This window comes from Streptococcus suis, from assembly GCF_046032115.1.
Taxonomy (GTDB): Bacteria; Bacillota; Bacilli; order Lactobacillales; family Streptococcaceae; genus Streptococcus; species Streptococcus suis_AJ.
In genome coordinates, this window is record NZ_JARQOZ010000035.1 from 1 (window position 1) to 25809 (window position 25809).

Below are 25809 nucleotides of genomic sequence, written 5' to 3' on the forward strand. Positions count from 1 at the left end.
ACGTCTTTAGACGTCGCTGGAGAGAAACGGCTTATAGCCGGTGTACAAGCCACCCGTTTTCACGGGTGGTTATGACTTATTGATTGGATAACAACTAGTCTTAGTATCTACATTTAAAGGGTTAGCAGAATCTAAACGTATCGTATCTTATTTTTTGAGAATATATCTATTTGGAGAATATGGTGTACGGTCAAAGTTTGTTTCTTGATTGAGAATTTCTTTAGCAATTTGCCAACCGATAATTGGGCCATTTGTCAGGCCGGTAGATCCTAGACCACTAGCTACCCAGACATTAGGCATATCCTCAATATTTCCGTAGAATGGAGAATACGTTGAAGTATAGGCGCGCGTTCCAATACGAGTTCTGGCTACAGGATAGTTTGCCAAATCAGGCATGAATTCAGCTATTTTATCATGCATGGCTTGGATTTTTTCAGGGTCTAGTTCTAAATCATAGCCCATATCATCTTCATGAGTTGCACCAATAATGATTTTTCCATTTTCAAATGGTAGGATGTCAATCTCTCCGTAAGGCATACAAACTGGCCAATTATCAGTATCGAATTCTGTATCTAATTCTAACAATTGTCCTTTTTGTGGTCGAACATCCACTTGATAACCAAGAGGTTCAAGAATATGTGGCAACCAGGCCCCTGTGGCTAAGATAATATGGTCAGCAGTAAGCACTTGATTATCTACTTCGACAGTATGGTTGTCGAGCAGTTTTGCTTGTCCGTAGATACGTGTACCACCATTTTTCAAAAATTGTTCCTGAAGAATATCAATCAAACGCCCACCATCAATACGACCGCCACCTTCTAAATGGATACCAAAATAGTCTGGTTTAAGTAGTGGCAAGTAGTGGTTAATTTCCGAGCCTACAAGCGGAGTAATTTCGCCAATAGTCGGAGTATCTACGCGACGTTCCTCGGCAATTTTTTGGATTTTATCAAGTAGTTCAGGCTTACTTTTTAGGCCGATGGTTCCAGTCTGTTTGAATGGAATTTCAGTAGCACCTGATTTTTCCAAATCGGCTACCAATTGACGGTAGAAAACAGCACCATCGGAAGTCAGCTTGTACCAGTCTTTATTTTTTTTCTGAGCCATCCATGGGCAGATGATACCTGCGGCAGCTCGTGTGGCTGTTCCAATACCTGAATCAATGAGAGTAAGATTGACGTGTTCTTCTTGGGAGAGATAAAAGGCTGCAGTAGAGCCAACAATTCCTCCGCCTATAATAACTTGTTTTTTCATAAGTTAATTATATCACAAATTCAGAAGTTTATTTATTTTTTTCAACATGATACAATAGAAAATAAGAAAAATTGAGGAGTTCGTGTGTCAGATATAATGTATCCTGAGGTCCTAACCGTTGGAAGTGGGGCCGTAAAAGTTGCAACAGTCGGAGATAGTTTGACTTATGGATATGGCTTGGAGAATCGTGAAAAAGATGCCTATCCTTGTATTCTAGCTGAGAAACTTGGGCATCACTATCAAGTTTCAAATTACGGATTGAGTGGGCGTTCACTTCAGTCAACTGCAGATTTTCCTTACTTTAAAGAGAAGAATGCCCAACTTTCACTTGAGAGTGAAGCAGATATTGTCATCATCATGATTGGTAGTAACGATAGCCGAGGACCATATTGGAATAGGGAGAGGTTTATTCGAGAGTATAGGGAAATGGCAGAGCAGTATATGGTTTTACCAAGCCAGCCGGATGTTTATTTAGTCATCCCGCCTTACGTACCAACCAGTCGTTTTGGATTGAATAATCAAATTATTGAAGATGAATTACAAAAGATTATCCCAGCTATCGGAAATGAACTTGGTTTACCAGTTATTAACCTTTACACTGTGACGGAGGGACATCTTGAATACTATAGCGACGGTCTTCATTTGACACCGCTAGGAAATCAAGTTATTGCTGAAGAGATTTACCAGCATCTCAGACACTAATAGCTCTAAATTGTGGTATAATACTAGTGAAATGGAGAGATTATGGTAAAAAGAGATTTAATAAAACAAATCAGTTTATTGGTCTTATTGATTTTTGGAATCATTGGCCTACGATTTTGGTTACTTGAGCCAGTCACGATTACCCCTGAGATGGCAAATAGTTATTTGAAGGAAAACGACTTTATCATGACGGTGCGAAATGTCCGCCCGATTCATGGAGATTTTATTTTGTATAACCATGAGGGAAAAAAGTATGTGAGTCGTGTGATTGCATTGGAAAACGAGACGGTTACCTATATGGACGATGTTCTCTATCGTAATGATATTATTGTTACAGAGAACTATTTAAAAACGCCTCATTCACAAGAAAGTTATACAGATGACTTTACATTGGAAACCTTGACAAATGGAAAGTACAACGTCATTCCAGAGGGGCACTATTTGGTGTTGAATGATGTACGAACGAATCAACAGGATAGTCGTAGTTTTGGTTTGATTTCTAGTGAGGATATTGTTGGTAGACTGACTTTTCGGATTAGTCCACTTTCAGAATTTGGTTTTATTAAGACAGGGCTGGTTCAGTAGAATCAGCTTTTTTATTGTGTTGATACTCTTCGAAAATCAAAATTATCCGTTGTCAACTTGCCTTGATGAACTCCAGTTCTATCTTCGGCTTCGTTTCCTAGGCTACTTTTGATTTTCATTGAGTATGTGATGACTAGATCGGTATTTTGAAATTAGACTAGACCAATTAAAATGTTGACAAGGATGAAATCTTGTTATATACTGATTTCACTGGTCTTTTTAGATATAAATTAGACTAGACCAATTTTTAAAGAAATGAAAGCCGATGTTATCAAACATCGTAGGTGAACTGTATGTGTGGAATCGTTGGTGTTGTAGGAAATACAAACGCAACTGATATTTTGATTCAAGGACTTGAAAAATTAGAATACCGTGGTTATGATTCAGCAGGTATTTTTGTGACGGGTGGTGAGCAAGCTCATCTTGTGAAAGCTGTTGGTCGCATTGCAGAATTGTCTGCAAAAGTTGGCGATAAGACCGAAGGAACAACAGGGATTGGTCATACTCGTTGGGCAACTCACGGGAAACCAACTGAGAACAACGCTCACCCTCACACTTCTCAAACTGCTGGACATGTCCTTGTTCACAACGGTGTGATTGAAAACTATGCAGAAATCAAGGAAGAGTATCTTGCAGGTCATGACTTGAAAGGTCAGACAGATACAGAGATTGCTGTACACTTGATTGGTCAATTTGCAGAAGAAGGTTTGTCAACTCTAGAAGCCTTCAAAAAAGCATTGAAGATTATTCAAGGTTCATACGCCTTTGCCTTGATTGATGCTAGGGATGCAGATACTATTTACGTTGCCAAAAATAAATCTCCACTTTTGATTGGTTTGGGTGATGGCTACAACATGGTCTGCTCAGATGCCATGGCTATGATTCGTGAGACAAGTGAGTACATGGAAATTCACGATAAGGAATTGGTTATCGTTAAAAAAGATAGTGTTGAAGTCATGGATTATGATGGCAATGCGATTGAACGTGGTAGCTATACAGCAGAACTTGACTTGTCAGATATTGGTAAGGGAACTTATCCATACTACATGCTCAAGGAAATTGATGAGCAACCAACTGTTATGCGTAAATTGATTAGCGCCTATACAAATGAAGCTGGTCAGGTAACAGTTGATGCGGATATTATTAAGGCAGTACAAGAAGCTGACCGTATCTATATCTTGGCTGCTGGAACTTCCTATCACGCAGGATTTGCCGCAAAAGACTTCTTGGAAAAATTGACAGATACACCAGTAGAGTTGGGAATTTCATCTGAGTGGGGCTACAATATGCCACTTTTGAGCAAAAAGCCACTCTTTGTCATGATTAGCCAGTCAGGTGAAACTGCTGATAGCCGTCAGGTATTGGTTAAAGCTAATGAAATGGGCATTCCAAGTTTGACCGTAACCAACGTTCCTGGTTCTACCCTATCACGTGAGGCAACTTACACCATGTTGCTCCATGCAGGACCAGAAATTGCGGTAGCTTCTACAAAAGCCTACACTGCACAGATTGCGACTTTGGCAATCTTGGCTAAGGCTGTCGGTGATGCAAATGGCAATGCCTACGCGAAAGAATTTGACTTGGTGCATGAATTGTCCATCGTAGCTCAATCTATCGAGGCCAGCTTGTCAGAAAAAGATGTGATTGCTGAAAAAGTTGAAAAACTCTTATCAACCACTCGCAACGCATTCTATATCGGTCGTGGTAGTGACTACTACGTTTCTATGGAAGCCAGCTTGAAATTGAAAGAAATTTCATACATCCAATGTGAAGGATTTGCGGCAGGTGAATTGAAACACGGTACTATTTCATTGATTGAAGATGGTGTTCCAGTTTTGGCCTTGATTTCAAATCATCCACACCTAGCTAGTCATACTCGAGGCAATATTCAAGAAGTTGTGGCGCGTGGTGCTAATGTCTTGACAATTGTAGATGAAGCAGTAGCTAAGGAAGAAGATGACATCACTGTTACAACTGTTCATCCATTCTTGTCAGCGATTGCTATGGTGGTTCCGACACAGTTGATCGCTTACTATGCAACCTTGCAACGTGGTTTGGATGTTGATAAGCCTCGTAACTTGGCGAAATCTGTAACAGTTGAATAAATATGAACGGATTTGGGTAGCCAAATCCGTTTTTTCAGAAAAATATACGGAAATTGCATTAAATTTTATAAAAATTCTGAAAAATCCTTTGAAATAGATAAAGTTTTCTGATATACTATTACCTAATCACTCTTTTAGGAGAATTCTATGGATTATGTTTTGGAAGTTCTGCCCAGTCTACTAAATGGTGCTGCAGTCTCCTTGCAAGTATTTTTTCTAGTATTGATATTATCCTTGCCATTAGGAGCTGTTTTCGCTTTTTTAATGCAGATTAAATTTAAACCCTTACAATGGTTATTGCATTTCTATGTATTAATTATGCGAGGAACCCCCTTGCTTTTACAATTAATTTTTGTTTATTACGTTTTACCAAGTGTGGGTATTACATTTGACCGAATGCCTGCTGTGATTCTGGCCTTTACGCTCAACTATGCGGCCTATTTCTCTGAAATTTTCCGTGGTGGTATTGAAGCTATTCCAAAAGGTCAGTATGAAGCGGCTAAGGTATTGAAATTTACCCCTGTTCAGACCATTCGCTATATTGTTTTACCACAGGTCGTGAAAATTGTCCTGCCAAGTGTTTTCAATGAAGTCATGACTTTGGTAAAGGATACTTCTTTGGTCTATGCACTTGGGGTTAGCGATTTGTTGTTGGCTAGTCGTACTGCTGCCAATCGTGATGCCAGCTTGGCGCCTATGTTTATCGCAGGTGCAATCTACCTATTGATGATCGGTGCGGTAACACTGATTTCGAAACAAGTAGAAAAGAAATTTGATTATTATAGATAGGTGGAAGTCATGTTAGAGTTACGCAATTTGTCAAAACGCTTTGAAGATAAACAGATTTTCTCCAACTATGATTTGGTCATTCCAGAAGGGAAAATTGTTGCCATCGTTGGTCAATCTGGCGGTGGTAAGACAACTCTTTTACGGATGTTGGCTGGTTTAGAGACTATTGATTCAGGAACTTTGATGTATAATGGTCAAGAACTGCCATTAGAGGAGTTGGGAAAACGACATTTGCTGGGCTTTGTCTTCCAGGACTTCCAGCTTTTCCCGCACCTATCCGTATTGGAAAACTTGGTTCTCTCTCCTATGAAAACGCAAAATATGTCGCGTTCAGAGGCGGAAGACAAGGCCCTTAAACTCTTGGATACTCTTGGACTTGCTAACCACGCAACTGCCTACCCGTTTTCATTATCGGGCGGACAGAAACAACGTGTGGCTTTGGCGCGTGCGATGATGATTGATCCTGAGATTATCGGCTATGATGAACCAACTTCGGCCCTAGACCCTGAATTAAGAAAAGAAGTTGAGAAACTGATTCTTGAAAATAGGGCTACTGGAATCACGCAAATTGTGGTCACCCATGATATGCAGTTTGCTGAGAATATCGCAGATGAAATCATCAAAATTGAACCGAAACACTAAGAAAAGGAACAAATATGATGATGAATATTAAAAAAATGATACTTGGAGCTCTTGCTCTTGTAACTTCTTTAACTCTTGCTGCTTGTGGCTCCAATGATTCGGCTACTAAGTCTGATAATTGGACAGCCTACGAGTCTGAAAAATCCGTTACGATTGGCTTTGATAAGACCTTTGTTCCAATGGGATTTGAACAGACAGATGGTTCTTACACAGGTTTCGATATTGACTTGGCTAATGCAGTCTTTGAAAAGTATGGAATTACTGTAAAATGGCAACCAATTGACTGGGACTTGAAAGAAACCGAATTGAATAACGGGAATATTGATTTAATTTGGAATGGTTATTCTATTACAGATGAGCGTAAGGAAAAAGTTCTCTTCACAAATCCCTACATGGATAACCAACAAGTTCTTGTAACTAAAAAATCTTCCAATATTAGCCAAGTATCTGATATGAAGGATAAGATTTTGGGTGCGCAAGCAGGTTCATCTGGCTATTCAGTATTTGAATCACAACCAGCTATTTTGAAAGATATTGTTCAAAATAACGATGCAAGTCAGTATGCGACCTTCAATGAAGCCTTGATTGACTTGAAAAACGATCGTATTGATGGCCTCTTGATTGACCGTGTGTATGCAAATTATTACTTGCAACAAGAGGGAATTATCGCAGATTACAACATCATTGATGCAGGTTTTGAAAATGAAGCCTTCGCAGTCGGTGCTCGTAAATCAGATACTACACTCGTAGAAAACATTAATAAGGCATTTGCTGAATTATATAAAGAAGGTAAATTCCAAGAAATCTCCCAAAAATGGTTTGGTGAGGATGTTGCAACTGATGCAGTAAAAAACTAATAATATAAGAAAAAGAGCCATGCGCTCTTTTTTTAATACTCTTCGAAAATCAAAATTATCCGTTGTCATCTTGCCTTGATGAACTCCAGTTCTATCTTTGGCTTCGTTTCCTAGGCTACTTTTGATTTTCATTGAGTATAAAACCAAAATTTAAGGTAAAGGAAAAGCCAGTCATTCGACTAGGCTTGTTTTTTTGAGATCTGGTGGAAAATAACAGTCCAATTTTCATGACGGCGCCAAAGTGACGTATGAACATAATCACCAATTTCAAACGTAACCAATTTTGATTTTTGGCTAATGGAGGTCATTTGGTAATTGGATAAATACGTCGTTTGAATGGGGTGGTCGGCAAGCATCTGAGTTTTATTTTGATAGCGGCCTTTGGCATCAATTAAGCGATACTGGTCGTCAATCAATTCTTCATATCCATTAGCATGCGCTTGTATCTCTGTTTCAAAACGGAAGAGTTTATCGTACACATGCTCATACATCTCATCGTGTGGAATTTCAGATGGTTCTACGTGAATATCCACATCAAAAACTCCATGTTTGAGTGTTAGGAGTTGCTCAACCTGCTCAGTCACTTCATGACTTTCATAAACGGATAAGTCTGGATTCATTTCTAAAACAACATCAAGGTAGATATTGGCTCCATAAGTCCGACCACGTTGTGATTTGACAGAAACGATTTTTGGGAGTTTGAGAATATCTTCCTCGTACTTTTTCAATAAATTTTCATCAAATCCATCAGACAGGGTAAAGAAACTTTCCATAAAAATATCGTAGGCTGTTTTTAGGATAAAGAAGGTAATGATGATGGCTGCAATTTTATCGACAATAGGGAAGTTGAAAGCTGCAGCAAAGATTGCGATAGAAGTTCCTATGGAAGTGACTGCATCGGATAGATTATCCTTGGCAGCTGCTTCTAAGGCCTTGGAACGTACTTTTTTTGCCAAGCGGTTATTATATAAATAAACAGCTAACATAACTAGTGCAGAAAAAATTCCGACAATGGCCCCCATAATGTCTACTTTGATAGAAGAATTGCTGATTAGTTTTTGGAGGGTATCATAGAGTACTTGGAAACCAACGACAAACATGATGAAGGATGTAATCAAGCTTGCTAAATCTTCCATTTTCCAGTGTCCAAATTTATGATCGGTATCAGCTGGTTTCTGTGCCATTTTTAGTCCAATAAGTACAGCGATATTACCGATAATATCAGAAATATTATTGAAGGCATCTGCTCGTAAGGCATCTGAATGAAAGAGCTGTCCTGCAACGAGTTTGATACCTGATAAGATAATATAGGCACCGATAGATAGCAAGGCACCACGTTCAGCAAGTTTTAAATTGGTTACGTTTTGGTTCATAGCATCTCCTTTGATAAGTTTTCATTTTAACAAAAAGGCCCCTTATTTTCAAGGGGTTAGGCTGTTTTTTTGCCTGTTCGAAGAACCTTATAAAGGCGTAATAATATTGTTCCGCTGGCCATACCGATGGGAATGACTAAGGCTAAAGTTAAGACGGTAGTGATATTGGTTAGGGCTTGAGCGTGGTCACCAGAAACGAAATAAGTCGTGGTCATGTAGGCTCGATAGCCTGGAACAAGCGGTGCTAGGATAGCAAGTGAAAAAATAACAGATGGTGTTTTAAGCAAAATACTCATGATTTGACTAATGCAAGATCCGATAATTGCTGCAAGGAAGGTTGCAATCAGTACATTAGTTGGTCCTAATAATGAAAGATAGATGAGCCAGACTAGCATGCCTAGGAGTCCACCAGGGACCAGCATTTTTCTTTGAACATTGAGAACAATTAAGAAGGCTGCGATAGCGATATAAGAGGCGAGTGCCTGTAATAAGAAGTTAACTGGTGTCATAGATTACCTCACAAGCATAAAGGCCACAGTTGTACCTGCACCGAGCGATAAAATAATAAGAGCTGTTTGGAAAAATTTGGTCATCCCTGTATTGATATGATTGGTCATAAGGTCTCTTACAGCATTTGTAAAAGCAATCCCTGGTACAAAAGGCATGACTGCCCCTGCGTTAATTAAGTTGGGATTAATGGGGAGAGTAGTGGTTGCGCTTAATAAGTAGGAGGTAAGTGAGAAGACAAAGGCGCCAACGAAGGTGGTAACAAAATCAATTCCAACGTAGCGCTCGACAATCAGTGAGATAGGGAAAGCCAAAGCCGTTGCGAGGACAGCACCTGCTGCATCTAAAAGAGAACCTCCGAACATGATGGTAAAAAATGGTGCGGCTACTACGGCAGCCAAGGTTATTTGGATATTGTTATAAGGTGGCTTTTGTTGTTTGATTGCATTTAATTGGCTCCATGCTTCTTCTAGGCTGATTTCTTTATTGGCTAGGGAACGGGAGATTTGGTTGACGTCACAAACTTTCTGCATGTCGTAATTTGAATTGACAATGCGTTTCATACGCGAAATATTCGTATGGTCGATGGAGAAAAAGATAGCAGCAGGGATGGCAAGGACATTGGCCTGTTCAATTCCTTGTGAATGTGCAATCCGAATCATGGTATCTTCAACTCGGTGAATTTCTGCACCGCTTTGTGCCAAAATGGCACCAGCGAGCATGAGCACGTCTATGACCAAGTTTAGTCTAGGAGTGTTTTCCATAAGTAAGTCCCATCCCTCTGCTAGTTATTTTCTTAATTATAACAAAATATAGGTGTAGGCAACATATTTTTTTAATAGATAGGCAAAATAGTTGAAAATTGTTCGGATTGTAGTATAATTGACTTATCAATGATTGATTAATCAATCAAAAGAGGTAGATAATGCAAGAAATGGAAGATTTGTTATACAGACTGAAAGTGGCAGATGAGACGATTTCCAATCTTTTTGAAAAGCAGTTGGGAATCAGTTTGACACGCTATTCAATATTGCAAGCATTATTAAAAGATGCACCCCTGCATCAGTTGGCTTTGCAGGAGAGGCTTCAGATAGACCGCGCAGCGGTTACGCGTCATCTCAAATTGTTGGAAGAGAGCGGCTATATCATTCGCAAGCGAAATCCTGACAATCAGAGAGAAGTACTTGTCTGGCCAACTGAGCAGGCTAGGGAAGCGCTGGTCACGAGTCCTTCTGCTCACCACCTAGCTATTAAAGCTTCGATGAATCAGATTCTAACTGTTGAGGAGAGCGAGCAATTCCTAGCCACTCTTGATAAACTGTTGATTGGCTTGCAAAATCTACCTATATAATATTTTGAGAGGAGACATTATGTCTATTTTTACCACTATTCTAGCTAGTATCGTAGCTATTGAGCACCTATATATCATGTATTTGGAAACCTTTGCGACCCATTCAGACTCTACTAGTCGCGTATTCAATATGGAGAAGGAAGAATTACAACGTAAGTCTGTGACAACCCTATTTAAAAACCAGGGAATCTATAATGGTTTGTTGGCCGTCTTCCTTATCTATGGAATTTTCACAGGCAACCTTGAAGTGACAACTATTTTTGTCTTGTTTGTTATTGGAGCAGCAGGCTACGGAGCAGCGACTTCTAGTCCAAAAATCATCTTAACCCAAGGTGGACCAGCTATCTTGGCATTAATTTCTATTTTGTTGTTTAAATAGGTTAAAAAGCCTTCCGTTGAGGAGGGCTTTTTGCAATTACTGAATATTCAGTTCTCCATCTAGTATAGAGATGTGGAGGTAATTAGCGGCTTGGGGATTGGAATAGGTTGGAAGGTCAATTCTCAGATTATTTTGACTGGCATCTATATGGATGTCAGTTTTTGTTTTGGGATGAAGAGAAATGTCAATCGAACCATTGTAATTACTGATGTTATGTCTTCCTTCTAGTTTTAGGTTTTCAGCTTTAAAATCCCCATCCTCAATCCTTAGGCTACTGCCAACAGTATCGGAAATGTCTTTCGGACTTGTTAATGTGGAATGATTGATTTCTACTTCTCCATTGAGGTGTGATAAATGAGTAAAGCTGATGTGACTGTTTTCAATCAACATATTCCCATCTTCTACTGTGAGATCAAGATCTTGAATGGTTACTTTATCCAGATATAGATCTCCTTGAAGGTTGCCTGAAAGTGTTTCGATTGTGCTATTTTTAGGGACCTGTAAGACAGGTTGGTAGTAGGCAATATTCTGGTCATTGACAAGATTTAAGATAGGTTCGAGTAATCCATCATAAGAAACGAAGCCTCGAGAAGTACTAGAAATGGTTAACTTTCCATCTTGAACTTGGTGACTGAGGAGGTCGATGTCTTTATGCTGATTTCGATAGCAATGGAGGTGGAATTGGTTGTCAGGGGAGGGCATGATAGACAGTTTTTCATTCACTTCTATAGCCTTAATATTACTAAAACTGGCTGTTTGGGGCTGAAAATAGTTTTCTGCGACAAGTTTCATATTTGTCCAACCGCCAGCTAGGTAGCCTATAAAGCTTAGAATGGCTCCAAGACTGAGCAGGCTCAAACAAATTTTCGTAAATGGTTTAAGCTCTTTCATGATAATCTCCTTTGCGAATGGTTCTTTGTATCCAGTGTAAAACAAGCAAGAAGGTTTTGCTTCCAAGGTCTAGAGTGAATTTGCTACCCAAGAGGGTGAGTGCTAAGCAGACAAGAGCTAGCCCCGTGAAGAGGAGAGAGGAGGACCATGAGAGCGTGAAGAGGTCGAAGGCGAGGAGAAGCTGGGCGATTGCTAGACTGAGGAGGACAATCCAGAGTGAGATAAGGAGTAGAAAGGCACTGAGGATGAGCAGGAGTAGGATAATGAAGAGGGCAACTAGGGTGATCGCTAGGGGGATGCCGATTGGTGCGGCAAGGATGGCGAGGATGGTCAACCAGACCATATTGCGGGTATTTGGCTTATCTTCCGTCCGCTCTTTTTCGTAGAGTGTTGCTAGGATTTCACGGGCTGCTTCTTTTGGACTGCCCAGCTCTTGAATAGCTTGCTCGTCGTTTTCCTTTTCGTCAAAATATTCATTGAAATAGTCCAAGGTATCTTGAAAATCTTCTTTTGGTAGGTTTTTGAGATATTTTTCGAGTTTCTGTAAATATTCCTTGCGCTTCATGGGAACCTCCTTTATCCAACAGTAAGCTGGCAGTCTTGACAATGAATAACCAGCTGAGCAGGGCTATTTTCTTGCCTATAGCTGAGATGAGTGATGTCATCCTCTTTCATCATTGTAAACGCCTTATCCTTTGGAAGTTTAAGGCTAGAATCTTCCTCCCAGATGTCCAAACTGATGTCTGTACTCGGTTTATAGGTTAAGACAGAATCTTCAGCCTGGCAGTTAAGGCTCTTTTCAAGGACAAAATCCTTCAACTTCCAGACACAGTCTTCTAATGTTATCCTTGCATCTGAAAGGCTCATGCTTGAGAGAGTGATAACAGCATCGCTGGCTTCCAATTTTAACTCGCTCAGCTGTCCATCTGAGATAGTTAGTGTAGAGTCTTCTAACCGTAGAGCAGAGCTTGGGCAGCTCACTTTCGTCATGCTGATACTACTATCTTCTGCATTGATGACTAGCTGTTCGCATACTTGCATGTCCACTATTGTCAGACTACTATCTGTCGTTTTCAGATTGAGACTAGTAAGGGGCAGGAGTCTTTTTGGGATTTTGAGAATAGCAGAGCTGGTTTGATTGTTTGAGAAGTAGAGCTGGTCAGGGAGTGGCTTGTTAGATATGTACAAACTATCTTGGAGTAGTTGATAGTCAAAAGCCTGGTAGCTACCATCTTCTGAAACAGGATTGTGCAATATTACCTTGTCACCTTCATAGCTTTGCACACTAAGTGCTTGGTCTTCGAGAATAATCTGTAAACTTGCAAAATCAGGTAATTCTTCAATCTTCGCCGTCAATTCAATCCTTTCTCTAGCTTGAAAGGCTGAGTGTCTGAAGTTGTTGAAAAAACCATCCCAGTCAAATTGAAAATCAAAGTCAAAATCGAAATCAAATGCTTTAGTTGATTGTGAAGTGTCTTGGTATTCCTTAGCAATGAGGGCATCTTCAGGCAGGTTGGCTATGATTTCCTTTGCAGCTTCTTCAGCTGTTCCGAGTTCGTTAATAGCTGCCGCGTCATCCGCTTTTTCATCGAAATATTCATTGAAGTAGTCCAGAGCTTCCTGTCTGGCACTTGGATGAAGTTGAGATAGTGCTTGTTCCAGTTGGTTCAAATAATCTGCGCGTGTCATTTTCTTAGGCTCCCTTCTATAATTCCGTCAATATGGTCTTTGTAGGTATTCCATTCACCCTGCAGGAAGGGGATGTGCTCACGTCCAGCAGGAGTAATGGTATAATATTTTCGCTTTCTCCCTTGAAATTCTTGGGTGTAGGTGGTGACGTAGCCCGCCTTTTCCAGTTTCTTCAAGATAGGGTAGAGCGTGGATTCCTTTATATCAGCAACTATCTTGATGGTTTGACTGATTTCATAGCCGTAGGAATCCTGCTTTTCCACGATGGCTAATACCAGAAATTCAATCAAGATAGAGGATACGGGGTAGTACATAAACTCACCTCTTTATCTTTATGTAATTATTTTATATATAAATTATATACCTATTATTTAGTAAAATCAAGCGATTATATAAAATTTTTATATATCATCAAAATTCTTTTCTATATGCTATACTAGTTTCATGAATGAACTTGAATTATTAGCCCGTGCTCTCGGTTTTATCTTTGTTATCGGTTTAGGTTATACATTAAAAGTCAAAGGGATTGTTCGAAGGGAAGATGCAAGAATCTTTTCTAGCTTAGTGATGAATGTTACGCTACCAGCTTCTCTCCTTGTAGCTTCTGCGACAGCCCAAGTATCTATAGATTTATACGTTCCCTTCATATTAGGGATTCTTTGTAATCTTTTTTTTGGATATGGTGGGATACTGGGAAGCAAAGAAGTCTAGTCAACAGACTTCCGTCGGTCTTATGCAGTTATCAGGCTATAATATCGGAACCTTTACACTCCCATTTGTGCAAGCTTTTTTTCCGCTATCTAGTCTCCTAAGCGTCATCGTATTTGATGCGGGGAATGCAATCATGGTTCTAGGTGGGAATTACAGTATCGCAGCTGGTGTGGATGAAGAGCAGGAAAGAATGACCGTTGCAACTTTTATAAAGAATCTTTCACGCTCAGTTCCACTAGTAGTCTATCTAGTTAGCCTATCGTTAGCAGTCTGCTCTATCAAACTTCCACGCGAACTTATCTCTGCGCTGACGATAGCCAGTAACGCCAATCCTTTTTTAGCCATGCTCATGTTGGGAATCTTGCTTGATTTAAAATTGAATTGGAAAGAAATTAGTCGATTGGCCTATCTTCTCTCTTTGAGGCTGGGTGCGAATATTCTAATAGCAGGAGTCATTTATTTTCTTCTACCTATTGATAAAACTATGAAAATCATGTTGCTGGTCTGTCTAGTTTCTCCGATTTCAGTCATGTCCCCAATTTATGCATTAAAGCTAGGTAGTCGCTCAGCTGAACCTGCCAATGTTAACTCCTTATCTATTTTGGTCAGCCTAGTCATGATGGTTCTTCTTATTTTTCTATTCGTTTAAAAAAGCCTCCGCGTGTGCGGGGGCTTTATTGTATATTAATCAATAAAGAATTCTTGTGGACCTTGGTAACGACTTCCATCATTAAAGGCGATGTAGAGGTTAAAGATAGGTGTAAGAAGAACATAGAAGATAGCTTGTACAGCTGATAAACCGAAGCTACGACCAAAATTGTAAACGAGATAGATACCATATAATGGTCCTGCTAGTGGAATCAGTAAGAATAGAATGAACCATCTTTTTTCATAGCCAAAGGCGATGCATTGTTGGATATAGAGATTGTAGATTGGAATCAATGATTTCCAACCAGCATAGCCTGCTTTTTTGAAGAGGATGTAGTTGGAAATAGCAACAAGAATATACCAAATAAATGAAAATAGTAGTGTTGTACCCCAAATGCCAATGAGAATTCCCTGTGCTAATGTTTCTTCTGTCATATTAAAACTCCATTTCTTTTTGATGGTTCTATTATAACAGTATTAGTTCAATGATACAAGTGGTTTTTCAAAAATTTTGAAAGATTTCCAGAAAAAATCAGACCTTCTTAAGAAAGTCTGAAAAATTGATTACTTGTGTGCGACGATTCCAAGGATGACATCGACGGCTTTTTCCATGGTTTCGAGGCTGACGAACTCGAAGCGGCCGTGCATGTTTTCACCACCTGCGAAGATATTTGGCGTTGGAATGCCCATGAAGGAAATCTTAGAGCCGTCTGTTCCTCCGCGAACAGGCTCGATCAGTGGCTTGATACCAAGATTTTCCATGACGTCCTTAGCAATGTTAATTGGGGTCATGTCTTTTTCGATGATTTTCTTCATATTGTAGTACTGGTCATGCAGGTTGACGATGACGCGAGGTGTGTCAAAGTTGGCATTCATCTTTTCAGCAATGTCCAGCATGAGCTGTTTGCGGGCAAGGAAATCCTCTTCTTCAAAGTCACGGATGATGTAGGTGGTAGAAGCAGTATCGACACTGCCTTCCATGTTCATCAAGTGGAAGAAACCTTGATATCCGTCAGTCTTTTCAGGACGGTCTGCTTCTGGAAGGGCATTGTGGAAATCAATAGCCATTTGGAAGGCATTGATCATCTGGTCTTTTGCAGATCCTGGGTGGACATTGCGTCCAAGGAAGTCAATCTTAGCACCCGCTGCTGAGAAGGTTTCGTACTGGAGTTCGCCCAGCGGTCCACCGTCCATAGTGTAGGCAAAGTCCACATCAAAGTCTTCTACATCAAACTTGTCTGCACCAACACCGATTTCTTCGTCAGGACCAAAGCCCACACGGATTTCGCAGTGCTTGATGTCAGGGTTTTGGACTAGGAATTCAATGGCAGTCATGATTTCTGCAATTCCTGACTTGTCATCAGAGCCTAGCAAGGTGGTACCGTCTGTGGTAATCAGTGTTTGACCCTGGTAGTTGGCAAGTTGTGGGAAGTCTTTTGGATGCAATTCGTAGCCAGAAGTTCCCAAGGCAATTGGGTTGCCGTCGTAGTTTTCGATGATCTGAGGATTCACACCTTCTGCGTTGAAATCCGCCGTATCCATGTGGGCGATGAAGCCAATCTTACGCGTCAAACTTGGGTCGTTGGCAGGTAGTGTTCCCACAGCAAAGCCGTTTGGCAGGTAGTGGACATTCTGTAAGCCGATGCGTTTCATTTCAGGCAAGAGGATATTCTGTGCAAACTCGACTTGGTTTTGGGTAGAAGGTGTAGTTGTCGAATTTTCATCTGAGCGAGTGTTTTCTTTGACATAGACTAAAAAGCGGTCTAAGAGTGTTGGGTATTTCATAGTGTCTCCTTATTTGTTCAAAATATGTTTTTCAATGGCTTTGGCAACGCCGTTGTTTTCATTGGTATCTGTGATGTCCTGGGCGATAGCCTTGACCTGCTCATTGGCGTTGCCCATGGCAATTCCTAAACCAGCAAATTCAATCATTTCCAGGTCGTTGTTGGCATCTCCCATAGCCATGATTTCTTCTGGGAGGATACCGAGGCGGTCTGCCAGTTTTTTCAAACCAGAGGCCTTGCTGGCACCGTTTGGTAAAATTTCTAACAGATAGTCCTGTGAACGAACGGTGGAATAGCCTTGGCTGAGTATAGGATTGTGTTGATTTTCAAAGGCATCGATATGCTCTTTTTCACCGACAAACATGGCTTCAAAGAAGCGATGCTGACCTGACTTAGCTTCTTTTAAATCAATTGGTTGAGGAGTCATTCCTACCAAACCTGCGTCTAAATTAACGCGTGCATTGGCTTTTTCTGCAAGAACGAAGTAGTCTTCCTCGTCAAAGAGAGAAATTTGCACATCATCATTTTCAATAAAAGTGGAAAGATAATCAATATCAGAGATAGATAGTTCTTCCCAGTCAATCAGGCTCCAATCCTTTGTCGAATGGGTTGAACAGCCGTTATTGACAATGATAAATTCTTCCTCGGTGTCAAAGCCGAGCTGCTCTACGAAAGGCTTAACACCAGCCAAGGGCCGTCCTGTGCAGAGAACGACTGTCACCCCAGCCTCGACAGCCTGATGAATAGCATCAATTTGTGGCTGCATCAACTCTTTATTCTCGTTTAAGAGGGTTCCGTCCATGTCAAGAGCGATTAGTTTAATCATAAATACCTCCTTGTTTTCAATACATCTAGTATAGCATAAAATGAGAAAGGAATGATTGAAATACTAAACTCTGTTCTATATTGTAAAATAAATTGGGTGGCGGATAGATGAAATGAAAGTGTAAAAAATAGAAGTGTTTCAAAAATGACAATGTTCATTATGTGGCAGGAAAGTCTAACATTGCTAGGGGATACAAAACATGGAGTATGAGCCATATAAACAAAGGTAAGGACTGTCTATGAAAGATGTTATAAAAAATAATTCAGATTTCAAGATACCGTTTTTCGATCCTCTGGAATGAATAGCACTCATGCTTGATCATGATTAAAGAATAGAGACAATGGAAATATCGGTTATGGACCAGTATTTTTTGGTATAATAGGGGAATAGAAGAGGAGTTATGTATGAAGATTAGTGTTCAGAAAGAGTCCGAGATGTACCTGTTAACTATTTCCTACCCTGTTCCAGCTAGTTTGGCAGAAGCTTGGGACTTGTTGGCGACAGATAGTGGTTTTGCCCGCTGGTTTCCACAGTTAAACATTGTAGGAAATACGCTGGTTTTTGAAATGGAAGACTTCTGTGAAACCATGGATTTACTGGAATATCGAAAAAATGAGAAAATTGCCTACAGGTGGGATTCAGCAACAGTTTCATTTACACTGTCCCAGTTAGAAAATCAGACCTTGATTACTTTTGAAGAACGAATTCCAGAAGATTTTGGTAATGAATTTGCGAATGCTCAAAAAGACATGACAGGATGGTTGGTGCAAAATGAATGTATCAAAAAAGTCTTAGAAGGTCAGGAGCTGCCTGTACGTCAACCCTTGCAGGAAAAGTGGAGGACTTTTCTGGAGCTTGAATTAGAAGGTCTGTGATCTGAAAGGAGGCTGTTATGAAAAAGTGGTGGGAACAACTGAAAGAAGAATATTACGAAACACGGTTTGATTCTAATGAAGATTGGATGGAATGGTTTATCAAACGGAAGATGACCTGGGGATGGAGATGGCCGACTGCCATAACGATTTTTGTCCTTTGGGCTCTATCGCTTCCAGATGCTAGAAATGCGGTTCGTTTCTTTTATTTTTTATTGGCACTGGGAGTAGCTACGGTTTTACATAAATTAATATCTTATTTGAAAAGAAGAAAGTGAGAGCATATGCATCAAATTACTTGCCCCCATTGTGGGACGGCCTTTCAGGTCAATGAAACAGAATATAGTCAGCTTTTAGCCCAGGTGCGTGGTGTGGAGTTTGACAAGGAAATCCATGAACGATTGGAGCGGGAACGAGAATTATTAAGCCAGAAGGCTGAAAATGATTTGCAGGCTAGATTGAGTGATAAGGATAAGGAGATTCTGGAACTGACCGCAAAACTTGAGAAATTTGCTAGTCAGACGGAACTGGAAATCAGCTCTGCTATTTCCCAAAAAGACCAAGAAATCCAAGAGCTTAAGGCTCAGTTGGGGCAAATCGGTCTTGCCAAGGACTTGGAGTTGCAGCAGGCGGTAGCTCAGGTGGAAAAAGAGCGGGATGCGGCACAAAATGCTTTGGTTTTGCAGGAACAGAAGCAGGAGTTGGCGTTGGCGACCACTCGTCAGGAGTACGAAGTACGGCTCAAGGCGGCGGATGAGCAGGTGGAATTTTACAAAAATTTCAAGGCCCAGCAGTCTACTAAGGCAATTGGTGAGAGCTTGGAGCAGTTTGCTGAGGCGGAGTTTAACAAGGTTCGTTCCTATGCTTTTCCACGTGCCAAATTTGCGAAGGACAACGCAGTATCAGCGTCCGGTTCAAAAGGAGATTTCATTTTCCGTGATTTTGACGAGTCGGGCTTGGAATTTATCTCCATCATGTTCGAAATGAAAAACGAGGCGGACACGACCAAGACCAAGCATAAAAACGCTGATTTCTTTAAGGAGTTGGATAAGGACCGTCGGGAGAAAAAATGCGAATATGCTGTATTAGTCAGCATGCTAGAGGCGGACAATGACTATTACAACACAGGGATTGTGGATGTTAGTCATGAATATGAGAAGATGTATGTTATCCGACCACAGTTCTTTATCCAATTAATCGGAATTTTACGAAATGCTGCGCTCAATAGTCTGCAATATCAGCAGGAGTTAGCCTTGGTTAAGGAGCAGAATATCGATATTACTCATTTTGAAGAAGATTTGGAAATTTTCAAGAATGCTTTTGCAAAAAACTATCAATCGGCCAGCAACAATTTCCAAAAGGCTATTGATGAAATTGATAAGGCAATCAAGCGAATGGAAGCAGTTAAAGCAGCCCTGACCACCAGTGAAAACCAGCTTCGCCTAGCCAATAATAAACTAGACGATGTCTCCGTCAAAAAACTAACCCGCAGTAACCCAACCATGAAAGCTAAGTTTGAGGCGTTGAGGGAGGAGGAAGATTAAGATTGAAAGTGAGAGTGGAGATATGGTGAAAGATAGAAAAATAATTTTGATTGATGGAGAGGACAAGTCAGAAAATATCGAATCGCTTCAATTGATTCGTTACAAAGGGAAGCTCTACTTTGAAATTTATTTTAAAAATAATGTCCAACCTTATCGCTACAATATGCAGAGAGTTGAGGTGCTGAAGTTTTCCAAACAGTTGAATCCTTCAGAGATAGGAGTTTATAGAAGGCAAGATGGGGTTTTATTAAATAATATTGAGTCAATTATTGAATTCAATGGAACGCACTCACGGGCTTATATCATCCGCTACAAAAATGGCACTGGAAAATTATATATGGGGAGAGACCTAGAAATACGGCAAAATGAGTTGACACATTCGAATAGTCGTCATGTTTTTAGTTATTTGACGGAACTATCCAAGCTGAATCCTCTGAGAAACTCTGAGACCGATCAATTGATCTTGTTAAAAAGGTATGAGGAATTGGATTATGTAGACAAAACAGTTGCTTTAGCGAGCTATCTAAGTCCCAGTAAGAAGAATAACTTGCCGTTTCATGGGGAACTGATTTTCCCTTTTGGTTGCAATAATAGTCAATATAAAGCAACAAAAAATGCCTTAATAAATCAATTTAGTGTCATTCAAGGACCTCCTGGAACTGGTAAGACACAAACGATTCTGAATATTATAGCTAATATAGTGATACGGAATAAGACGGTTCTAATTGTTTCTAATAATAATGCAGCCATTGATAATATTTACGAAAAACTGAAGAACTATGGTCTTGACTTTCCCGTGGCTTATCTTGGAAGTGAAAAAAATAAAAATAATTTTATTCTCAATCAGTATAGTATGTACCCTGATTTTTCTTCTTGGAGATTAAAAGATAATGGTATGGAAAGCCTTGATAAGGAACTAAATGAAAAGATTCGTAGGCTTCCTCGTATTTTTGAAATTCAGGAAGAAGTGGCTAATCTGAGACAAGAACTTTCAGAATTAGAAACGGAATTTCGCCATTTCAAAGATTTTTTTGAGCACATAAATATATCGCCTATAGAATTAAAACTGTATTCTTCTAAGAAGTTATTTAAGCTTTGGAATGAATTTGAGGAATTCTATAAAAAGAATAGAAGGTTAGGTTTAATTTTTAAGATAAAAAACTTTTTATTATATGGTGTTAAAAACTGGGAACTTTATAAACAAGAATTATCTGATTTGACAATACAATTTCAGAACCTATTTTATCAGCATAAACAAACAGAAATAAGGAATAAATTAGAAACTCTTCAAGAAGAATTGGTTCACTTAAATGGTACGGAAGTTTTAAACAATTTTACCAGTGATTCATTAAAGATTTTCAAAAATTTTCTAGTTAGTAAGTATGGGAATGGAAGAAAAAGAGTACAGTTTACAAAGGAAGATTTACGGAAACAATCGAGACGAGTTCTTCTAGAATATCCCATTGTTCTTAGTACAACATTTTCATCAACAACAAGTTTAGGAAAGAATATTACCTATGATTATTTAATCATAGATGAAGCCTCACAAGTGGATATTACAACTGGGGCACTAGCATTATCCTGTGCTAAAAATGTTGTAGTTGTTGGAGATAGTAAACAGCTACCGCATATTGTCACAAAAGATGTCAAAGAAAGTAGTGCTCAGCTTTTCCATAAATATGGTGTTCATAGTGGTTATGAATACACAAACAGTTTTCTTCAATCGGTACTAAAAGTGATTCCGAATATTCCAGAAACGCTATTACGAGAGCATTATAGATGTCATCCCAAAATTATCAATTTCTGCAATCAAAAGTTTTATAATGGTGACTTAGTGATTATGACAGGTGATAAAGGGGAAAAAGATGTTCTTCAGGCTATTAGAACACCTAAGGGAAATCACGCTCGTGATCACTATAGTCAGAGAGAGATTGATATAATTCTGAAAGATGTTATTCCAAATTATGAAATCTATCGGGAGCGGACAGGAGTTGTCACGCCTTATCGAAAGCAGAAAGAGAAGTTGCAAGAGCAAATTGATGATTTGGAAAGCGATACAGTCCATAAGTTTCAGGGAAAAGAAAAAGATACGATAATCATCTCCACGGTTGATAATAGCATAACACGTTTTACGGATGATCCGTACTTACTAAATGTGGCGATATCAAGAGCTAAAAATAAATTATTTCTTGTCATGACTGGGAATGAGCAATCATTAGATAAAAATATTAGTGATTTATTGGGATATATACAATATAATAATTTTGAAGTAAGAGAGAGCCCTGTATATTCCATCTTCGATTACTTATACAAACAGTATGAGCAAGAAAAGGAGGAATATTTTAGAAAACGAAAACGGATATCGCGATATGATTCTGAGAATTTAATGTATCATCGGATTAAGGAAGTATTTATGAGCGATGAAAAATATAATAGTCTAGATGTTATACATGACTATAAACTGCATAATCTTGTGAAGGATTTTACTCGACTAACAGAAGTGGAAGCGAAGTATGCAAGGCATGGAAATACGCACCTTGATTTTTTGATAATCAATAGACTTACCAAAGCACCTGTACTAGCTGTAGAAGTAGATGGATATGCATTCCACAAAGGTAATTCTAAGCAGTTTGAACGTGATATTATGAAGGATAACATTTTGAAAAAATGCAACATCCCCCTAATCAGGCTTAAAACAAATGAGAGTCAGGAAAAAGAAAAATTGATTGAAATATTGGATGGATTACTAGGAAGATAGCAATGAACATGACGACATTTTCCAATATTATAATGACAGCCACCCTGTAGAAGACATGATTTTCAAGCGGACGCCAAGCCAGATAGGACGGCATGTGGAGCTCTGCCATCCACCCAAAATCTTAGACAAGGTCAAGAAGATTTTTGAATTGCTCCGCACAGGGCAAAAAGACCAGGTGACCATGTGGTTCAAGTCCGAGAGTATGGGCAAGTTTGTCTATGTGGTCTATAAGGCCGTGCGTGATGACCAGGGAGAGTTTCAAGGCGTCTTGGAATACGTCCAAAATATCCAACCATTTTTTGAAATTGACAGCGATTTTCATCGGGATATTTAGAAAATCTTGTATGTAATTGTGAAAGGAAAGAAAATGAAACAATTTGAACGCATATATGAGAATATAGATTTAATTATCTTTAGAGCAGATTATATTGAGGGAAGAAGTGTAGAAGTAGCAGTTAGTCTAAATGAACACGACTATTTGATACAGCATGTTGATAAAGAAGGAAAAGTTGAAAATGAACTGGAATATATCCCTATTCGTATCAGCAAGGCAAAAAAATTCAGAGAATTTTTGAAAGAAATTAAATTATTGGAGTGGCCTACCCTAAAATTAGGAGATAAAGGATATAATGATGCTCCGTTGACATTCTCTTACGGCTATGACGAAGAGGAAGAGGTCGGGATTGACGAAGCTGTTCCCTTTGGTGCGGTTCCTTCTGAAACCATGAGACGTGTTCATAAGGAGATTGAACAGTTGATTGGAACAACTTTTGGTAGCTATCGTTTTTACGATGAGTGATTGTTACCAGACCGCCCACAAGAGCGGTCCTTTGTGTTATAATGGGAACATGATTTCAGGAATTATTAACGTCAAAAAAGAAGCGGGCATGACCTCGCACGATGTGGTTTTCAAGCTCCGCAAGATTTTGCAGGAGAAGAAGATTGGACACGGTGGGACGCTAGATCCAGATGTGACAGGCGTTCTGCCCATTGCAGTCGGCAAGGCTACTCGCATGATTGAATTCATGCAGGAAGAGGGGAAAATCTACGAGGGGGAGATTACCATTGGCTACTCTACCACGACCGAAGATGCGTCGGGGGACCTCGTCGAGCGGACTCCAGTTTTGGACATAGCAGAGCAGGCAGTTGATGAGGCCATGGCTAGCTTTGTCGGTACTATTACCCAGATTCCGCCTATGTATTCCGCCGTCAAAGTAAACGGCCGCAAACTCTATGAGTACGCACGGGCGGGCGAAGAAGTCGAGCGTCCACAACGCCAAATTGACATTTACAGTTTTGAACGGACCAGCCCGATTGAGTTGGCAGATGACTGTGCTCGTTTCACCTTCCGAGTTCGCTGTGGTAAAGGCACCTATGTCCGTACTCTTTCTGTTGACTTAGGGGCTAAGTTAGGCTACGCCAGTCACATGTCTAAGTTGGAACGAACTGGTTCAGCAGGAATGGACCTAGCGGACGCCTTAACTTTGGAAGAAATTTCTTCGCTGGTAGCTGAAAATGATTTTTCATTTCTCCAACCTATTGAAGGTGGTATCGGGGATTTACCTGTTGTAGAATTGAAAGAAGAGCAGGTGCAAGATGCTACATTTGGTCGATTTGTAGAATTGAATGCAGAAGCAGAGCGCTTAGCAGGCTTTCATGATGGTCAGTTGATTGCTATTTTTGAAAAACGCGACCAGCTGTATAAACCGAGCAAGGTTTTGGTCTAAGAAATTTCTCAATAACTGTGATAAAATAGAAAACATGAACATTAGAACAATTAAAGATTATAGTGAATTGAATCAAGAGGAGCCAACGGTTTTAGTACTAGGCTACTTTGATGGGATTCATCTTGGGCACAAGGCTTTACTTGATCGAGCAAGAAAAGTAGCAGATGAGCAAGGTTTGACAGTAACTGTTTTGACCTTTCCAGAGTCACCTCGGTTGGCTTTTTCTCGCTTTAGCCCAGAACTTTTACTGCATTTGACTAGTCAAGAGCAACGCTACCTCTTATTGAAAAAATATGGTGTTGATAATCTTATTTTGACTGATTTTACTAGTGAATTTGCTAATAATACTCCTCAGCAGTTTTTGGATCGCTATATCAAAGGTCTCAATGCCCAGATTTTGGTTGCAGGTTTCGATTATCATTTTGGAAATTGCAGAGCAGATGTCAAAGATTTGACAGAGTTATTTGATGGTCAGGTAGAAATTGTAAGTGAAGTGAGCCTGGGCGGAGAGAAAGTTTCTTCAACTCGCATTCGTCAGGCTATCCAGTCAGGGGATGTCTCTCTAGCTAATCAACTTTTAGGTTATCCATTTATGACGGAGGGAATTGTTGTTCATGGAGATGCCAGAGGGCGCACTATTGGTTATCCAACTGCAAATCTGGCTCCTTTTGACCGTGTCCATTTACCATCTGAGGGAGTCTACGTCGCTGATGTCGAAGTAGATGGAAAACGCTATCGAGCTATGACAAGCGTTGGGAAAAATGTGACCTTTGATGGAACTGAGATGCGGATAGAAGCCCATATTTTTGGGTTTGACCGCTTTATCTACGGAGAAAAAATAACTATTTTTTGGCTTGAAAAAATTCGAGATATGGTCAAATTTGATGGGATTGAAGGTTTGATGGAGCAGATGAAATCTGATGAGGAATTTGCCTTGAATTGGGGTCAGCATGATTAAACGAGTCATTCAAGATCCTCGCTATGATAAAGGCATGACCTATCTGGCCATTGTTTACGTCTTTTTAATTGTCCTTGAGCTGATGGATGCTAGTATAGCGAGTTCTAGTGGTTACAATATTTTAGACTGGCTACTTTGGTTTATTTTTGTTTGCGATTATTTCGTCAATCTTTATTATTCGGAAGATAGGGTAGAATACATTCAGAGTCATGTTCTAGAATTAATTGCTATTATTCCTTTTGATTCTGTCTTTAGTTTTCTTCGTTTGGGGCGTTTGGCTCGGCTATTTAGGTTGGTCAAGGTTGCACGCATTTTTGCCCTGTCCAATCGTTTTTGGGACACAGTTAACAGGCTTCTGCACACAAATAGTCTATCCAAGGTCTTGTTGTTGAATATTTCAGCTGTTCTGACTGCCAGTGTACTCTTGTCTGTTATTGAAGGGAAATCATTCTTCGATGCACTTTGGTGGTCCATTGTAACGATGACAACTGTAGGGTATGGAGATATTGTCCCCCAAGATACGATTTCTAAAATTATAGCCATCCTCCTGATGTTGGTTGGTATTTGTACTTTTGGTATGGTTACCTCCACAATAACCCGTTTTTTCTCTGAAACAGAGCGTGAAACGAAGTTGGATACCTTGATGGCAAAAATTGATGAACAAAACGAAATATTGCTACGCTTAGAGAAAAAAATAGAATCTTTGGAAAAATTACAGGGAAGAGATTAGAATCATTCCCGTAGTTGGTTATGCCCTACCCATCATAGCTTTTCAAACTTTCAAAAAGAAAAATCGCCACGGTAAGTAGCGATTTTTCCCTTTTGTGAGCCCCAATGAAACGTCAAAGCGTTATAAT

The 25809-nt window shown here is 39.8% G+C and carries 29 protein-coding genes and 1 pseudogene; 19 read left to right on the forward strand and 11 right to left on the reverse strand.

The genetic code is table 11. The features are described 5' to 3' along the window. Positions 1-147: 147 nt before the first annotated feature. Positions 148-1254, reverse strand: coding sequence for an NAD(P)/FAD-dependent oxidoreductase (locus P7J36_RS09420; RefSeq protein ID WP_408551972.1), 1107 nt, complete (start codon positions 1252-1254; stop codon positions 148-150). Between the two features lie 84 nt (positions 1255-1338). On the opposite strand from P7J36_RS09420, the gene P7J36_RS09425 reads away from it, so the two are divergent. From P7J36_RS09425 to P7J36_RS09450, 6 genes are all read left to right on the forward strand, one after another. Further along, a complete protein-coding gene (locus P7J36_RS09425) occupies positions 1339-1956 on the forward strand; it encodes a GDSL-type esterase/lipase family protein (protein WP_024387274.1) in 618 nt (205 codons plus the stop codon). Between the two features lie 42 nt (positions 1957-1998). Beyond that, a complete protein-coding gene (gene lepB / locus P7J36_RS09430) occupies positions 1999-2541 on the forward strand; it encodes a signal peptidase I (protein WP_408551971.1) in 543 nt (180 codons plus the stop codon). A 293-nt stretch (positions 2542-2834) separates the two neighbouring features. Beyond that, positions 2835-4646 carry a glutamine--fructose-6-phosphate transaminase (isomerizing) gene (gene glmS / locus P7J36_RS09435; RefSeq protein WP_044772119.1) on the forward strand — a complete coding sequence of 604 codons (1812 nt, stop codon included), beginning with the start codon at positions 2835-2837 and terminating at the stop codon, positions 4644-4646. Between the two features lie 147 nt (positions 4647-4793). After that, a complete protein-coding gene (locus P7J36_RS09440) occupies positions 4794-5435 on the forward strand; it encodes an amino acid ABC transporter permease (protein WP_002940990.1) in 642 nt (213 codons plus the stop codon). 9 nt (positions 5436-5444) lie between these two features. Continuing rightward, a complete protein-coding gene (locus P7J36_RS09445; RefSeq protein ID WP_009909533.1) occupies positions 5445-6077 on the forward strand; it encodes an amino acid ABC transporter ATP-binding protein in 633 nt (210 codons plus the stop codon). Between the two features lie 14 nt (positions 6078-6091). Continuing rightward, on the forward strand, positions 6092-6934 hold the full coding sequence (locus P7J36_RS09450; RefSeq protein WP_408551970.1) for an amino acid ABC transporter substrate-binding protein: 843 nt from the start codon (positions 6092-6094) through the stop codon (positions 6932-6934). 179 nt (positions 6935-7113) lie between these two features. On the opposite strand, the gene P7J36_RS09455 is transcribed toward P7J36_RS09450, so the two are convergent. Genes P7J36_RS09455 through P7J36_RS09465 form a run of 3 tightly spaced genes read right to left on the reverse strand, consistent with a single transcriptional unit; the run spans position 7114 to position 9578 of the window. Continuing rightward, positions 7114-8307: a cation diffusion facilitator family transporter gene (locus P7J36_RS09455; RefSeq protein ID WP_408551969.1), complete on the reverse strand. Its 1194-nt coding sequence runs from the start codon at positions 8305-8307 to the stop codon at positions 7114-7116. A 56-nt stretch (positions 8308-8363) separates the two neighbouring features. Continuing rightward, the gene (locus tag P7J36_RS09460) at positions 8364-8816 is read right to left on the reverse strand and encodes a threonine/serine exporter family protein (protein ID WP_024400719.1); all 453 of its coding nucleotides are present in this window, start codon (positions 8814-8816) and stop codon (positions 8364-8366) included. Positions 8817-8819: 3 nt separating this feature from the next. Further along, on the reverse strand, positions 8820-9578 hold the full coding sequence (locus P7J36_RS09465) for a threonine/serine exporter family protein (RefSeq protein ID WP_408551968.1): 759 nt from the start codon (positions 9576-9578) through the stop codon (positions 8820-8822). Between the two features lie 161 nt (positions 9579-9739). On the opposite strand from P7J36_RS09465, the gene P7J36_RS09470 reads away from it, so the two are divergent. Together P7J36_RS09470 and P7J36_RS09475 are read left to right on the forward strand one after the other, a co-directional pair. Beyond that, the gene (locus P7J36_RS09470) at positions 9740-10165 is read left to right on the forward strand and encodes a MarR family winged helix-turn-helix transcriptional regulator (RefSeq protein WP_024406937.1); all 426 of its coding nucleotides are present in this window, start codon (positions 9740-9742) and stop codon (positions 10163-10165) included. A 19-nt stretch (positions 10166-10184) separates the two neighbouring features. After that, on the forward strand, positions 10185-10544 hold the full coding sequence (locus P7J36_RS09475; RefSeq protein ID WP_002937705.1) for a DUF1304 domain-containing protein: 360 nt from the start codon (positions 10185-10187) through the stop codon (positions 10542-10544). 36 nt (positions 10545-10580) lie between these two features. Here P7J36_RS09475 and P7J36_RS09480 read toward each other — a convergent pair whose 3' ends face one another. Genes P7J36_RS09480 through P7J36_RS09495 form a run of 4 tightly spaced genes read right to left on the reverse strand, consistent with a single transcriptional unit; the run spans position 10581 to position 13438 of the window. After that, positions 10581-11435 (reverse strand): DUF4097 family beta strand repeat-containing protein, encoded by an 855-nt coding sequence (locus P7J36_RS09480; protein WP_408551967.1) that lies wholly within the window; start codon positions 11433-11435, stop codon positions 10581-10583. After that, positions 11422-12000: a DUF1700 domain-containing protein gene (locus tag P7J36_RS09485; protein WP_408551966.1), complete on the reverse strand. Its 579-nt coding sequence runs from the start codon at positions 11998-12000 to the stop codon at positions 11422-11424. The genes P7J36_RS09480 and P7J36_RS09485 overlap by 14 nt, the downstream gene beginning before the upstream one ends. A gap of 11 nt (positions 12001-12011) precedes the next feature. Continuing rightward, positions 12012-13124: a DUF4097 family beta strand repeat-containing protein gene (locus tag P7J36_RS09490; protein WP_408551965.1), complete on the reverse strand. Its 1113-nt coding sequence runs from the start codon at positions 13122-13124 to the stop codon at positions 12012-12014. Next, the gene (locus tag P7J36_RS09495; protein ID WP_105109178.1) at positions 13121-13438 is read right to left on the reverse strand and encodes a PadR family transcriptional regulator; all 318 of its coding nucleotides are present in this window, start codon (positions 13436-13438) and stop codon (positions 13121-13123) included. The genes P7J36_RS09490 and P7J36_RS09495 overlap by 4 nt, the downstream gene beginning before the upstream one ends. A gap of 130 nt (positions 13439-13568) precedes the next feature. On the opposite strand from P7J36_RS09495, the gene P7J36_RS09500 reads away from it, so the two are divergent. Both P7J36_RS09500 and P7J36_RS09505 read left to right on the forward strand, forming a co-directional pair. After that, positions 13569-13835, forward strand: coding sequence for an AEC family transporter (locus tag P7J36_RS09500; RefSeq protein WP_408551964.1), 267 nt, complete (start codon positions 13569-13571; stop codon positions 13833-13835). Beyond that, the gene (locus P7J36_RS09505) at positions 13804-14484 is read left to right on the forward strand and encodes an AEC family transporter (RefSeq protein WP_408551963.1); all 681 of its coding nucleotides are present in this window, start codon (positions 13804-13806) and stop codon (positions 14482-14484) included. Before P7J36_RS09500 ends, P7J36_RS09505 begins: the two co-directional genes overlap by 32 nt. 35 nt (positions 14485-14519) lie before the next feature. On the opposite strand, the gene P7J36_RS09510 is transcribed toward P7J36_RS09505, so the two are convergent. The 3 genes from P7J36_RS09510 to P7J36_RS09520 all read right to left on the reverse strand — a co-directional run bounded on the left by P7J36_RS09510 (position 14520) and on the right by P7J36_RS09520 (position 17093). Next, complete coding sequence (locus P7J36_RS09510) at positions 14520-14918, reverse strand: DUF5684 domain-containing protein (RefSeq protein WP_002940890.1); 399 nt, start codon at positions 14916-14918, stop codon at positions 14520-14522. Positions 14919-15047: 129 nt separating this feature from the next. Beyond that, entirely contained in the window at positions 15048-16268 is a 1221-nt protein-coding gene (gene pepT / locus P7J36_RS09515; protein ID WP_408551962.1) for a peptidase T, read from the reverse strand. 9 nt (positions 16269-16277) lie between these two features. Next, positions 16278-17093 (reverse strand): Cof-type HAD-IIB family hydrolase, encoded by an 816-nt coding sequence (locus P7J36_RS09520; RefSeq protein ID WP_408551961.1) that lies wholly within the window; start codon positions 17091-17093, stop codon positions 16278-16280. 404 nt (positions 17094-17497) lie between these two features. Between P7J36_RS09520 and P7J36_RS09525 the strand changes: the two genes are divergently transcribed. The 9 genes and pseudogenes from P7J36_RS09525 (at position 17498) to P7J36_RS09565 (ending at position 25682) form a co-directional block, all read left to right on the forward strand. Further along, positions 17498-17968 (forward strand): SRPBCC family protein, encoded by a 471-nt coding sequence (locus P7J36_RS09525; RefSeq protein ID WP_408551960.1) that lies wholly within the window; start codon positions 17498-17500, stop codon positions 17966-17968. 17 nt (positions 17969-17985) lie between these two features. Then, on the forward strand, positions 17986-18243 hold the full coding sequence (locus P7J36_RS09530; RefSeq protein WP_002940881.1) for a hypothetical protein: 258 nt from the start codon (positions 17986-17988) through the stop codon (positions 18241-18243). Between the two features lie 6 nt (positions 18244-18249). Continuing rightward, the gene (locus tag P7J36_RS09535) at positions 18250-19509 is read left to right on the forward strand and encodes a DUF2130 domain-containing protein (RefSeq protein WP_408551959.1); all 1260 of its coding nucleotides are present in this window, start codon (positions 18250-18252) and stop codon (positions 19507-19509) included. 22 nt (positions 19510-19531) lie between these two features. Next, the gene (locus tag P7J36_RS09540; protein WP_408562447.1) at positions 19532-22267 is read left to right on the forward strand and encodes an AAA domain-containing protein; all 2736 of its coding nucleotides are present in this window, start codon (positions 19532-19534) and stop codon (positions 22265-22267) included. Positions 22268-22277: 10 nt separating this feature from the next. Further along, positions 22278-22601, forward strand: a pseudogene (locus P7J36_RS09545) (PAS domain-containing protein); the annotation flags it as partial. A 33-nt stretch (positions 22602-22634) separates the two neighbouring features. Further along, positions 22635-23066, forward strand: a complete 432-nt coding sequence (locus P7J36_RS09550; RefSeq protein ID WP_408551957.1) for a hypothetical protein — start codon at positions 22635-22637, stop codon at positions 23064-23066. A gap of 49 nt (positions 23067-23115) precedes the next feature. After that, a complete protein-coding gene (gene truB / locus P7J36_RS09555) occupies positions 23116-23994 on the forward strand; it encodes a tRNA pseudouridine(55) synthase TruB (protein ID WP_408551973.1) in 879 nt (292 codons plus the stop codon). A gap of 34 nt (positions 23995-24028) precedes the next feature. Next, positions 24029-24952, forward strand: a complete 924-nt coding sequence (locus P7J36_RS09560; RefSeq protein WP_408551956.1) for a bifunctional riboflavin kinase/FAD synthetase — start codon at positions 24029-24031, stop codon at positions 24950-24952. Continuing rightward, on the forward strand, positions 24945-25682 hold the full coding sequence (locus P7J36_RS09565) for a potassium channel family protein (RefSeq protein WP_398582896.1): 738 nt from the start codon (positions 24945-24947) through the stop codon (positions 25680-25682). Before P7J36_RS09560 ends, P7J36_RS09565 begins: the two co-directional genes overlap by 8 nt. The last annotated feature ends 127 nt before the right edge of the window (positions 25683-25809 follow it).